Origin of the sequence: Micromonospora sp. NPDC052213 (assembly GCF_040679695.1) — a bacterium.
Taxonomy (GTDB): Bacteria; Actinomycetota; Actinomycetes; order Mycobacteriales; family Micromonosporaceae; genus Micromonospora.
Window position 1 is genome coordinate 142437 of the sequence record NZ_JBFAVI010000001.1, and the last position, 11588, is coordinate 154024.

Here is an 11588-nt window from a genome sequence, read left to right on the forward strand (position 1 = left end):
GTCCGGCTGACCCGTGCGGATGGGCGGGTAGGTTTCTGCGCATGCCCGCACTGACGGTCGGCTTCGACCTCGACATGACCCTGGTCGACTCGCGCCCCGGCATCGCCGACACCTACCGGGCGCTGACCGCCCTGACGGGGGTGCACGTGGACGCTGAGGCCGCCGTGTCCCGGCTCGGCCCGCCGCTGCGTACCGAGATCGCCCGCTGGTTCCCGCCGGAGCAGGTCGACGCGGCCGTCCGCACGTACCGCGAGCTCTACCCGGCGTACGCGATCACGCCCACCGTCCCGCTGCCCGGCGCCCGCGAGGCGATCGACGCGATCCGTGCCCGCGGCGGCCGGGTGCTGGTGGTCACCTCCAAGCTGGGCCGCCTGGCCCGGCTGCACCTCGACCACCTCGGACTGGCGGTCGACGAGCTGGCCGGCGACCTGTTCGCCGAGGAGAAGGCGACCGCGCTGCGCGAGCACGGCGCCACGCACTACGTCGGCGACCACGTGGCCGACATGGTGGCCGCGCGGGCGGCGGGGGTGCCCGGCATCGCCGTCGCGACCGGCCCGTGTACGGCCGACGAACTCCGCGCCGCCGGGGCGGAGGCGGTGCTGGATGATCTCACCGGATTCCCGGCGGCGCTGGACGGGATGATCCGGCTAGCCTTGGGGCAGTAGACGTCTCAAGCGAAGCAGGGGTTCTCAGGTGCCGACGGGTCGAGTGAAGTGGTTTGACGCGGCCAAGGGATACGGGTTTGTCACCAGCGACGAGGGTGGCGACGTGTTCCTTCCCAAGACCGCGCTGCCGGCGGGTGTCACCGACCTCAAGGGCGGTCAGCGGGTCGACTTCAGCGTGGTGGACAGCCGCCGGGGTGCGCAGGCGATGGGGGTCAAGCTGCTCGACGCCCCGCCGTCGGTGGCGGAGTTGCGCCGCCGGCCGGCCGAGGAGTTGCACGGCCTCGTCGAGGACATGATCAAGGTGCTGGAGGCGAAGGTGCAGCCGGACCTGCGTCGGGGCCGTTTCCCCGACCGCAAGACCGCGCAGAAGATCGCTCAGCTGGTCCACGCCGTCGCGCGCGAGCTGGAGGTCTGAGGCACCAGCCCGGCGGCGGCGGCCCGACCGAGCAGCGCCTCCACGGCGGCGAACCCGGCGTCCCCCAGGTCGGCGGTGAACTCGTTGACGTAGAGGCCGATGTGTCGGTCCACCACGTCGGGCTCCATCTCCTGCGCGTGCGCCAGCACGTAGTCGCGGCTCGCCGCCGGGTCGGCCCAGGCCCGGCGGACCGACTCGCGGATCCACCCGGCGGCGGCCTCCGGGTCCACCGTGCCGCGCCGGGCCAGGATGGCGCCGAGGGGGATGGGCAGGCCGGTGTCGGCCTCCCACCACTCGCCAAGGTCCACCAGGGCGGTCAGGCCGTGCCGCGGGTAGGTGAAGCGGGCCTCGTGGATGACCAGGCCGGCGTCGTACCGGCCGGCGGCCACGCCCGGCATGATCTCGTGGAACGGCACCACCTCGATCCGCGCCGGCGGCCGGTCCGCCGCCCAGAGCCGGAAGAGCAGGTACGCCGTCGTCCGGTCGCCGGGCACCGCCACGGTCGCGCCGGTGAGGTCAGCCCGGTCGGCGTGCCCCGCGCTGCCCGGGCGGTCGGGTCGACCGGCGCCGTCGCCCCTGGTCAGCACCAGCGGGCCGCAGCCACGGCCGAGCGCCCCGCCGCAGGGCAGCAGGTGGTAGTCCTCCAGCAGCCACGGCAGCGCGGCGTAGCTCACCTTCACCAGGTCGAACGCGCCCCGCTCGGCGGCCGTGTTGGTCACGTCGACGTCGGCGTACGTCACCTCCACCGGCGGCGCGTCGGGCACGAGGCCGTGCACCAGGGCGTGGAAGACGAACGTGTCGTTGGGGCAGGGCGAGATCGCCAGCGAGAGCGCCACGCCTCCACGGTATCCCCGCCCGCAGCGGGCCGGCTCCGCCCGGTACCCGCGACTGTGACCTGCCCCGCGACGTGAGCCCCGCGACGTGAGCCCCGCGACGGGCGCGACGGGACCGGGACACACCACGGTGTCGAGCGGTCGTCGGTGGCGTCACCGGGCTGCACACAACCATGACGGTTATCCACAGGCTTTTCCACAGGTGGGCGGCTGTTGTCGAAGTCGGCACACTCCATGGCGGCGATCGAGGTGTGACGGAGCCGGGTCAGGCCAGGGCCGCGGCGGCGGTGGTCAGGGCGGCCAGCGCCTCGCGCATGCGCCAGGCGTCGCGGTCGCGGGGGCCGATCGGGTTGGAGACGGTACGCAGCTCGACGAACGGGAGGCCCGCCTGGGCGGCGGCGACGGCCACCCCGTACCCCTCCATGGCCTCGGCGACCGCGTCCGGGTGCCGCCGGCGCAGCGCGTCGGTGCTGGCGGCGGTGCCGGTGACCGTGCTGACGGTCAGCACGGGCCCGACGGTGGCCGCCGGGAGCGCGGCCCGCAGCCGGGCGAGCAGGCCCGGGTCGGCGGCGAGCGCGGTGCTGCCGCCCAGCCATTCCGGGGGCATGCCCAGCTCGTCCACGGGGATGAAGCCGGCCGGCGACTCGGCGCCGAGGTCGGCGGCCACGGACACGGTGCCCAGCACCGTGGCGCCCACCTCCACCCGGCCGGCGAAGCCCCCCGCCACGCCCGCGCTGACCACGCCGCCGTAGGGCCGGCCGGCGGCCTCGGCGAGCACCAGCAGCCGGGTCGTGGTCGCGGCGGCGACGGCGGGGCCGACCCCCACCGGCAGCACCGTGGTCGTCTGGTCGGCGAGGCCGGCGCGGATCGCCTCGGCCTCGGCGGGAACCGCCGTGACCACCAGCAGAGCGGTCACGAGAGCGGCCCCTGCGGCTCCCGGCGGGTCTCGTCGTCCGTCCCGCCCGGCCCGCCGACGGCCGACGAGGGTCGGTAGATGTGGTAGCCCGGCGGTGCCAGGCCGGGATCGTCCAGCGGGGAGCCGCCCTGCGTCGGGGCGGGGGAGGTGGGCGTGGGGTCGTATCGGCGCCCGGCCTCCGGGGCGGGGGAACCGGCGCCGTCGGTGTCCGGGGAGCCCGGGGCGTCGGGGTCGGCTCCGTCGGTGTCGTCGGCCAGCTCGTCGTCGCCGAGCGGTCGGCCGAGCAGGCGCTCCGCGCGCAGCCGGCCGGCCACCACCAGGCCCCGGGCGGCGGCCACGGTGCCGACGAGGGCGACGACGGCGATCCCGATCCGGCCGTCGAAGGGTACGAGCCCCAGCCCGCCCCCGGCGACGAAGGCGAGCATCAGCACCGTCTCCGAGTGGGCGAAGGAACTGGCCCGCAGCCGCTCCGGGATGCGTTCCTGGATCGAGGCGTCCACGGCGAGCTTGGCGATGCCGCTGTTCAGCGCGGCGACCAGGCAGAGGAGGGCGACCATGGGCAGCGAGAACTTCAACGCGGCGAGGATCGCCACCCCGGCGACGACGACCATGCCGCTGGACTGGATCGCGGCGGGTCGGTGGATGCGCAGCCGGGTGCCGACCGCGGTGGCCAGGAAGGTGCCCACGGCGAGCGCCGCGCCGACCAGGCCCAGCGCCGCCTCGTCGCCGAGGTCCCGGCCGAAGGCCACGGTGGTCAGGTCGCCCGCCTTGATCGCGAACGCCAGGAAGAGCAGCAGGAAGCCGTAGACCGCGCGCAGCGTCGCGGCGCCGATCAGGGTGGCGATCACGAGCCGGCCCGCCGGTCGCCCCCGGCCCAGCGGGCGGTCCCCGGTGCGGCGACCCAGCGCCCGCAGCGGCCGGGGCACCCGCTCCGGCGGCTCCGAGTCGGCCTTCGGGGGCAGCCGCAGGGAGATCACCATGCCGACCAGGAAGATGACCGAGGCCACCCGGAGCGGCCACTGCGGCCCGAACCAGAAGGCCGCCAGGCCGATCGGGGCGACCAGCGCGCCGGCCACCGTGCCGTAGACGCTGGCCCGGGCACCCACCTGGGACAGCCCGAGCCCCTCCGGGAGCAGCCGGGGCACGGCCGCCGAGCGGGCCACCCCGTACGCGCGGGAGAGCGCCAGCACGCCGAAGGCCGCCGGGTAGAGGCCGAAGCCGTGGATGTAGTCGGAGATCAGCCAGGCCAGGAAGGCCCGGCCGAGCATGGTGGCGGCCAGCGCGTACCGCCGGCCGTGCCGGAAGTGGTCGAGCAGCGGGCCCACCACCGGGGCGAGCATGGCGAACGGCACCATGGTCACCAGCAGGTAGAGGGCGACCTTGCTGCGCGCCTCGCCGAGCGGGACGTTGAAGAAGATCGTCCCGGCCAGGCCGATGGCGATCAGCGTGTCCCCGGCGCAGGAGACCGCGTGCAGGTCGAAGAGGCGGACCATGCCGACCTCGTCCCCGGCGCCCCGGGCGCGGGCCCGGCCGGCCCGGCGGGTCATCCAGCGTCCACCGCTGACCGAGCCCCGGAACAGCAGGCGGACGGCCTTGATGCCGGTGCCGACGGTCTGCCCGAGCACGGACCGCCCGGAGCGGGAGAACAGCGGCATGCCCACCATCCTCGCCCATCCGGTCCGCGCACGCCGCACCACTGCGCCAGAACGTCCTCGGCGGGTGCCTGTCGGTCGGCCGTACGCATGGGGAACAATGGTCGGGTGACCAGGCCCACCTCCGCCCGCGCCGCTCGTCTCGACCAGGTCTGCGCCGCTGCCGTCGAGGTGGCGCGCGACGCCATCACCGAGGTCGACGCCTCGGACATCGGCGACCACCTGCAGGCCGTCGCGGAGGGCGACCGGCTCGTCACCCACTACTTCGAGTGCCGGCTCGCCGGCTATCGCGGCTGGCGGTGGGCGGTCACCGTCACCCGGGTGCCCCGCAGCCGGCACGTCACCGTCTGCGAGACGGTGCTGCTTCCCGGCGCGGACGCGATGCTCGCCCCCGGCTGGCTGCCCTGGCAGGAGCGGCTCAAGCCGGGTGACCTCGGTCCCGGCGACCTGCTGCCCACCCCGGCGGACGACGAGCGGCTCCAGCCCGGCTACGTGCTCTCGGACGACCCGGCGGTCGAGGAGACCGCCTGGGAGTTGGGGCTCGGCCGGGCCCGGGTGCTCTCCCGGGAGGGGCGCAGCGAGGCCGCCCAGCGCTGGTACGACGGCGACCACGGCCCCTCCGCCGCGATCTCGGTCGCCGCTCCCGCCGCCGCCCGCTGCGGGACCTGCGGCTTCTACCTGCCGCTCGCCGGCGCCCTGCGGCAGTCCTTCGGCGCCTGCGGCAACTTCTACGCCCCCGACGACGGCCGGGTGGTCAGCGCCGACCACGGCTGCGGCGCGCACTCGGAGACCCTGATCGAGGCCGCCGACACCCCGGTCGACGAGATGCCGACGGTCTACGACGACAGTGCGGTGGAGCCCGTGTCGGTCAGCCGGGCGCCGGGCTCGGTGGAGGCCGCGGAGCCGGCGGAGCCGTACGGCCACCCCTGACGGACGGCCGCGCCGGCGGATCGGCGTCGGCGCAGGTCAGCGGCCGGCGCGGCGGCGGCGTCGGTTGGCGTCGTGCCGCATCATCACGGCGAGACCGGGAAAACCCCACAGGAAACCGGCCAGGCAGATCCACAACCAGTCCTGGTGACCGTGCGCGGTCAGCCAGCCGCGGAAGAAGACGAGCAACACCAACCCGGCGAGCGCCCAGGCCGCCATCCCGGCGAGGGCGAACGGCACCATCGGCGGGTCGAGCGGCTCGGGGCGCGGCGGTTGCTCCTTCGGCACGCGGCAAGCGTACGCGATCAACTTTCGCTGCTGGCCCGTGATCTGCGACGATGCGGCGCGACAACGAAAGATCACCTGCGAGGACCTGATGGCAGTAGCCCCACCCGACAACGGCACACCACCCGATCCGGCTCGCCCGCGTAACGGTTTCGACCGGTTCTTCGAGATCTCCGCCCGTGGCTCGACGATGAGCCGCGAGGTACGCGGTGGCCTGGCGACCTTCTTCACGATGGCGTACATCGTGGTGCTCAACCCGCTCATCATCGGTGGTGCCGTCGACGGCGACGGCCAGAAGCTCCCCATCCCCGCCCTCGCTGCGGCTACCGCCCTGGTCGCCGGCCTGATGACGATCCTGATGGGCGTCGTCGGCCGGTTCCCGATCGCGCTCGCCGCCGGCCTCGGCGTCAACGCGCTGGTCGCGTACGAGATCGCCCCCGAGATGACCTGGGCGGACGCGATGGGCCTCGTGGTGATCGAGGGTGTGATCATCGCGGTGCTGGTGCTGACCGGCCTGCGCACGGCGGTGTTCCGCTCGGTGCCGACGCAGATGAAGACGGCGATCGGCGTCGGCATCGGCCTCTTCCTGACCATCATCGGGCTGGTCGACGCCGGCTTCGTCCGCCGCGTCCCGGACTCGGCGAACACCACCGTCCCCGTCGGCCTGGGCTTCGACGGCACCCTCGGCAGCTGGCCGATGCTGGTCTTCGTGGTGGGCCTGCTGTTGACCGTGGTGCTGCTGGTACGCCGGGTCAAGGGCGCGATCCTGATCGGCATCCTCGGCTCCACCGTGCTGGCGGTCGTCGTCGAGGCGGTGGCGAACATCGGGCCGTCCTTCGTCGACGGCAAGCCGAACCCGAAGGGCTGGGCGCTGAACGTCCCCGAGCTGCCGAAGACCTGGCTGGACGTGCCGGACCTGTCGCTGCTCGGCAACTTCAACGTGTTCGACTCGTGGAGCCGGGCCGGCTGGCTCGTCGTCCTCATGTTCGTGTTCACCCTGCTGATCACGGACTTCTTCGACACCATGGGCACGATGGTCGCGGTCGGGCAGGAGGGGAGCATGCTCGACGAGCGGGGCACCCCGCCGCGGGCCAAGGAGATCCTGCTGGTCGACTCGATCGCGGCGGCGGCCGGCGGTGCGGCGAGCACGTCGAGCAACACGTCGTACATCGAGAGCGCCGCCGGTGTGGCGGAGGGCGCCCGCACCGGCGTGGCCAACCTGGTCACCGGCGCCCTGTTCCTGCTGGCGATGTTCCTGGCGCCGCTGGTCGTGGTGGTGCCGTTCGAAGCGGCCTCCACCGCGCTGGTGGTGGTCGGCTTCCTGATGATGACCGCGGTGCGGACGATCGACTGGTCCGACTACGAGATCGCCATCCCGGCGTTCCTCACGATCGTCCTGATGCCCTTCACGTACTCGATCTCCAACGGCATCGGCGCCGGCCTGATCACGTACGTGGTGGTGAAGCTCGCCAAGGGCAAGGCCCGGGAGATCCACCCCCTGCTGTACGGGGTGGCCGCCCTCTTCGTGCTGTACTTCCTGCGCGGGCCGATCGAGTCCCTGGTGCTCTGACCACCCTCCGCTCCGGGCCGGTGACCGAATCGGGTAGCCGGCCCGGAGCAGGGCAAACTTCTCGTGACCATGGTCATATCGCAGCTCATTAGCCAAGCTCATTAGTTAAGCTAACTATCGTGACGGAGCGGACGGTGACGGCGAAACGCGTGCCACCGGCGCAGCTCGCACCACAGCTGCGTGATGCGATCACCCGACTCAACCGACGGGTCCGCCAGGCCCGGCCGGTCGGCGACCTCACGGTCACCCAGCTCTCCGCGCTCACTAGCCTCCAGCTGGCGGGCGCGCTGACGCCACGGGAACTGGCCGACGTCGAACGGGTGCAGCCGCCGACGATGACCAAGATCGTCGCGAAGTTGGAGGAGCGCGGCCTCGTGCAGCGCACCCCCCACCCGACCGACGGCCGGCAGGTCATCCTCGCGGCGACAGAGGGGGGACGGGCGGTGCTCGACCAGTTCGAGCGCGTCCGCGACGAGTGGCTGGCCCACCGGCTGGCCGAGCTGACCGAAGCAGAACGGGACACCCTGCGGCAGGCCGCCGAGATCCTTCAGCAGCTCGCCCGCGCCTGACCCGCGCGCCTCGCACCACCGCGCCGTCCGCCGTCGATGACGCGTACGACCGCGAGGAGGCGCACAAAGAGTGCAGGCGAAGCTGAGCACGATGTTCCAGTCCCTACAGGTCCGCAACTACCGGCTCTTCGCATCCGGGCAACTGATCAAGCTGATCGGTGTCTGGATGATGTTCATCGCCCAGGACTGGCTGGTCCTCGAGCTCTCCGACAACTCCGCCACCGCGCTCGGCGTGGTCACCGCCCTCCAGTTCGCTCCCGTCCTGCTGCTCACCCTGCTCTCCGGGCGGCTCGCCGACCGCTACGACAAGCGGATGCTGCTCTTCGTCGCCAACGCGTTCTGGACCGTGCTGGCGCTCGCGATGAGCCTGCTGGTGATCACCGGCCTCGTGCAGCTCTGGCACGTCTTCGCGTTCGCGGCCCTGCTCGGCGTCGCCAACGCCGTGGAGACCCCCGTCCGGCAGGCGTTCGTCTCGGAGCTGGTCGGCACGTCGCTGCTGCCGAACGCGCTCTCGCTGAACGCGGCCGTGTTCAACTCCGCCCGGATCGTCGGGCCCGCCGTCGCCGGCCTGGCCATCGCCGCGTTCGACGTGGGGCCGGTCTTCCTGTTCACCGCGCTCAGCTCGATCGCCCCACTGGTCAACGTCGTCCGGATGCGCCCGGCCGAGCTGCACCGGGAGGCGCTGCCGCCGCGCGACGAGCGGGCCTCGGCCAAGGTCGTCGACGGCCTGCGCTACGTCTGGCGCCGCCCCGACCTGCTGCTGCCGATGGCGGTGATGTCGGTGATCGGCATGTCGCTGTTCAACTTCCAGCTCACCCTGGCCGCGCTCGCCAAGACCGTGTTCCAGACCGGGGCGGCCTCGTTCGGGCTGTTCAGCACCGCGCTGGCGGTCGGCGCGCTGGTCGGGGCGCTGGCCGGCACCGGGCGGCGCAGCCGCCCGTCGGTCTGGGTGGTGCTCGGCGCCGCGGTCGGCTGCGCCAGCTTCGGCACCCTGGTCGGGCTCGCCTCGGCGTACTGGATGGTGGTGGCGCTCCTGCTGCCCACCGGGTTCTTCATGGTGTTCTTCGCCCAGGCCGCCAACCAGCGGGTCCAGCTCGGCACGGACGCCGCCTTCCGGGGCCGGGTGATGGCCCTGTGGGTGCTGGTGTTCCTCGGCACCAACCCGGTCGGCGCGCCGCTGATCGGCTGGGTGGCGGAGACCTACGGCGCGGGCGCCAGCATCTGGATCGGCGGGCTCGTCTCGCTGGCCACCGCCCTGATCGCGCTCACCTGGCAGCTCCGCCGCGCCGGCGCCCGGCTGCGCTTCCGCATCCTGCCGATGCCACGCTTCTACGTCACCTCCACCGACTGCTGACCGCCCTCGCCGCCCGGGTGGGACGATCCGTCCCATCCTGCGGATGGCGTGGATGCGGCCAATCCGGTGGCGGCCCGGGGGGATCGGGCTTAGCGTCGATGCGTGGAGGTCGGACGCGGGGTGCTGCTGGTCCTGGCCTTCGTGGGCGTGGCCAGCCTGCCGGCGGTGATCGCCGCGGTCTTCTGCGCCGACGAGATCATCGACCGGGTCGCCTGTGGGTGGGCCGAGTGGCGGGAGCGCCGGCGGGAGCGCCGCACCATCGCCCGGCTGGACCGGGCCGTCGAGGCCGACGCGCTGACCCGCGACATCGACCTCACCGACTTCGACCGGCCCGACCGGCGCCCGCTGGAGCAACTCGCCGCCGACCTGCGGCGCCTGCGCGGCCAGGGCGCCAGCACCGACGGCCGGCAGCCGGTCTGGCACGGCACGGTGCTCCGGGCGTACGACGACCGGCTCCGGCTGGCCTGCCGGGCGCTCGGCATCACCGAGCACCTGACCGAGTTGGAGGGCGTCGACCTGGAGCTGGAGCGGGTCCGGGTGGAGGGCCTCCTGCACACCGCCGGGCTGACCCTGCCCGCTGCCCGGGCCGGTCACCGGCAGCGCCACCACTGACGGCGGGCCGGCGTGAGGCTCTTCGTCGCGGTCTACCCGCCGCCGGAGGCGATCGCGCACCTCGGCGCGCAGGTCGCCCGGTTGCGGGTCGGCGCGGCGGCCGCCTCCGGGATCAACGTCCGGCTCGCCGACCCGGCCACCGCCCACGTCACCCTCGCCTTCCTCGGCGACGTCGAGGCGGACCGGCTGGTCGACGTGGAGAGCGCGCTGGGGCTGGCCGCCGAGTGGTCCCGGGAGGGCCGTTCCGCCGCGCCCCGGCTCCGGATCGCCGGCGGCGGGCGCTTCGGGCGGGGCCGGTTCACGGTGCTCTGGGTCGACCTGCGGGGCGAGGTGGAGCAGCTCCAGATACTGGCCCGGCTGATCCGCTCCCGGCTGCGGCACGCCCGCCTGCCACACGACGAGAAGCCGTTCCGCCCGCACCTGACGGTCGCCCGACCCGGTGACCGGGTGCCCGACGTCGACGTGGCGGCGGACCTGGCGACCCTGGACGGCTACGAGGGCCCGGCGTGGCCGGCCGCCGAGATGGTGCTGATGCGCAGCCACCCCGGCCCCCGCCCTACCTACGACCGCTTGGCCGCCTGGCCCATCTGACCGCCCGGCCGCGCCAGCAACGGCCGGCGTGCCCATGTGACCGCCCGGCCGCGCCGGCCCGGGGGAGGTCGCCGCAGGCCGCGGCGGAGGCACCCACCCGTGGAGCCGGCGGTCGCCCGCCGCCGGCTCCATCGTCGGCGCGTGGCTACCAGGCCCAGGCCTCCGGGCCGGGGCCGCCGTTGCCGACGGGCGGGAAGAGCTGGTCGAGCCGGGCGAGGGCGTCCTCGTCGAGGCTGACGGTCAGGGCGCCCAGGGAGCGGTCGAGCTGGTCGGCGGTGCGCGGCCCGATGATCGGGGCGGTCACCCCCGGCCGGGACAGCAGCCAGCCGAGCGCCACGTCCGCCGGGTCGTGCCCCAGCTCGCCGCAGAGCTTCTCGTACGCCTCGATGGTCGGCCGGTGCGCGGCCAGCGCGTCGGCCGAGCGGCCGCTGGCGCCGCGCGCGGCCCCGCCCTCGGCCATCTTCCGCAGCACCCCGGCGAGCAGCCCGCCGTGCAGCGGCGACCACGGGATGATGCCGAGCCCGTGGTGCTGCGCGGCGGGCACCACCTCGAGTTCGACGTGCCGGGTGAGCAGGTTGTAGATGCACTGCTCCGAGACGAGGCCGAGGAAGTGACGCTTCGCCGCCGCCTCCTGCGCCACCGAGATGTGCCACCCGGCGAAGTTGGACGACCCGACGTAGAGCACCTTGCCCTGGGCGACCAGGGTCTCCATGGCCTGCCAGATCTCCTCCCACGGCGTGGCCCGGGAGACGTGGTGCATCTGGTAGAGGTCGATGGTGTCGGTCTGCAACCGGCGCAGCGAGTCCTCGCAGGCCCGGACGATGTGCCGGGCGGACAGGCCCTGCTCGTTGGGCCACTCGCCCATCTTGCCGTAGACCTTGGTGGCCAGGACGACCTTGTCCCGCCGGCCGCCGCCCTGGGCGAACCAGCGGCCGATGATCTGCTCGGTGATCCCCTCGCCGGTCTGCCAGCCGTAGACGTTGGCGGTGTCGAAGAAGTTGATGCCGTGTTCGAGGGCCCGGTCCATGATCGCGAAGCTGTCCGGCTCGGTCGTCTGCGGCCCGAAGTTCATCGTGCCGAGGCAGAGGCGGCTGACCGACAGGCCGGTGCGGCCCAGGTTCGTGTACTCCATACGGCCACCCTGCCACGGCGGCACTTCGAGTGCCTCGCGTCGACTCCGGCGAACGCTCGCCGCCGGA

Annotated in this window: 13 protein-coding genes; 8 read left to right on the plus strand and 5 right to left on the minus strand. The window is 73.7% G+C overall.

Annotated elements, in window-relative coordinates; translation table 11 throughout:
* Positions 1-41 precede the first annotated feature (41 nt).
* Positions 42-665: an HAD family hydrolase gene (locus AB0L34_RS00655; RefSeq protein WP_363700707.1), complete on the plus strand. Its 624-nt coding sequence runs from the start codon at positions 42-44 to the stop codon at positions 663-665.
* 28 nt (positions 666-693) lie between these two features.
* Complete coding sequence (locus tag AB0L34_RS00660) at positions 694-1080, plus strand: cold shock domain-containing protein (RefSeq protein WP_091098926.1); 387 nt, start codon at positions 694-696, stop codon at positions 1078-1080.
* On the opposite strand, the gene AB0L34_RS00665 is transcribed toward AB0L34_RS00660, so the two are convergent.
* From AB0L34_RS00665 to AB0L34_RS00675, 3 genes are all read right to left on the minus strand, one after another.
* Positions 1041-1916 carry a 1,4-dihydroxy-6-naphthoate synthase gene (locus AB0L34_RS00665; protein WP_363700709.1) on the minus strand — a complete coding sequence of 292 codons (876 nt, stop codon included), beginning with the start codon at positions 1914-1916 and terminating at the stop codon, positions 1041-1043. The genes AB0L34_RS00660 and AB0L34_RS00665 overlap by 40 nt on opposite strands.
* 262 nt (positions 1917-2178) lie before the next feature.
* Positions 2179-2829: a futalosine hydrolase gene (locus AB0L34_RS00670; RefSeq protein WP_363700711.1), complete on the minus strand. Its 651-nt coding sequence runs from the start codon at positions 2827-2829 to the stop codon at positions 2179-2181.
* A complete protein-coding gene (locus AB0L34_RS00675; protein WP_363700714.1) occupies positions 2826-4484 on the minus strand; it encodes an MFS transporter in 1659 nt (552 codons plus the stop codon). The genes AB0L34_RS00670 and AB0L34_RS00675 overlap by 4 nt, the downstream gene beginning before the upstream one ends.
* 87 nt (positions 4485-4571) lie before the next feature.
* Here AB0L34_RS00675 and AB0L34_RS00680 point away from each other — a divergent pair, with 87 nt between their 5' ends.
* Positions 4572-5411 carry a DUF3027 domain-containing protein gene (locus AB0L34_RS00680; RefSeq protein ID WP_357452889.1) on the plus strand — a complete coding sequence of 280 codons (840 nt, stop codon included), beginning with the start codon at positions 4572-4574 and terminating at the stop codon, positions 5409-5411.
* Positions 5412-5447: 36 nt separating this feature from the next.
* On the opposite strand, the gene AB0L34_RS00685 is transcribed toward AB0L34_RS00680, so the two are convergent.
* Entirely contained in the window at positions 5448-5696 is a 249-nt protein-coding gene (locus tag AB0L34_RS00685) for a DUF2530 domain-containing protein (RefSeq protein ID WP_363700716.1), read from the minus strand.
* An 88-nt stretch (positions 5697-5784) separates the two neighbouring features.
* Here AB0L34_RS00685 and AB0L34_RS00690 point away from each other — a divergent pair, with 88 nt between their 5' ends.
* The 5 genes from AB0L34_RS00690 to thpR all read left to right on the plus strand — a co-directional run bounded on the left by AB0L34_RS00690 (position 5785) and on the right by thpR (position 10389).
* On the plus strand, positions 5785-7263 hold the full coding sequence (locus AB0L34_RS00690) for an NCS2 family permease (protein WP_363700718.1): 1479 nt from the start codon (positions 5785-5787) through the stop codon (positions 7261-7263).
* 119 nt (positions 7264-7382) lie between these two features.
* The gene (locus tag AB0L34_RS00695; RefSeq protein ID WP_350701717.1) at positions 7383-7832 is read left to right on the plus strand and encodes a MarR family transcriptional regulator; all 450 of its coding nucleotides are present in this window, start codon (positions 7383-7385) and stop codon (positions 7830-7832) included.
* A 70-nt stretch (positions 7833-7902) separates the two neighbouring features.
* Complete coding sequence (locus AB0L34_RS00700; protein ID WP_357452896.1) at positions 7903-9186, plus strand: MFS transporter; 1284 nt, start codon at positions 7903-7905, stop codon at positions 9184-9186.
* A gap of 102 nt (positions 9187-9288) precedes the next feature.
* Positions 9289-9798, plus strand: coding sequence for a hypothetical protein (locus AB0L34_RS00705; RefSeq protein ID WP_363700720.1), 510 nt, complete (start codon positions 9289-9291; stop codon positions 9796-9798).
* A gap of 12 nt (positions 9799-9810) precedes the next feature.
* Complete coding sequence (gene thpR, locus AB0L34_RS00710) at positions 9811-10389, plus strand: RNA 2',3'-cyclic phosphodiesterase (RefSeq protein ID WP_363700722.1); 579 nt, start codon at positions 9811-9813, stop codon at positions 10387-10389.
* 145 nt (positions 10390-10534) lie between these two features.
* Here thpR and AB0L34_RS00715 read toward each other — a convergent pair whose 3' ends face one another.
* A complete protein-coding gene (locus AB0L34_RS00715; protein WP_357452903.1) occupies positions 10535-11521 on the minus strand; it encodes an aldo/keto reductase in 987 nt (328 codons plus the stop codon).
* Positions 11522-11588 lie beyond the last annotated feature (67 nt).

Bases quoted from the DNA above. Each gene is read 5' to 3' on its own strand.
- AB0L34_RS00655 (WP_363700707.1), top strand. From the start codon at position 42: ATGCCCGCACTGACGGTCGGCTTCGACCTCGACATGACCCTGGTCGAC.
- AB0L34_RS00675 (WP_363700714.1), bottom strand. From the start codon at position 4,484: ATGCCGCTGTTCTCCCGCTCCGGGCGGTCCGTGCTCGGGCAGACCGTC.
- AB0L34_RS00680 (WP_357452889.1), top strand. From the start codon at position 4,572: ATGGGGAACAATGGTCGGGTGACCAGGCCCACCTCCGCCCGCGCCGCT.
- AB0L34_RS00690 (WP_363700718.1), top strand. From the start codon at position 5,785: ATGGCAGTAGCCCCACCCGACAACGGCACACCACCCGATCCGGCTCGC.
- AB0L34_RS00715 (WP_357452903.1), bottom strand. From the start codon at position 11,521: ATGGAGTACACGAACCTGGGCCGCACCGGCCTGTCGGTCAGCCGCCTC.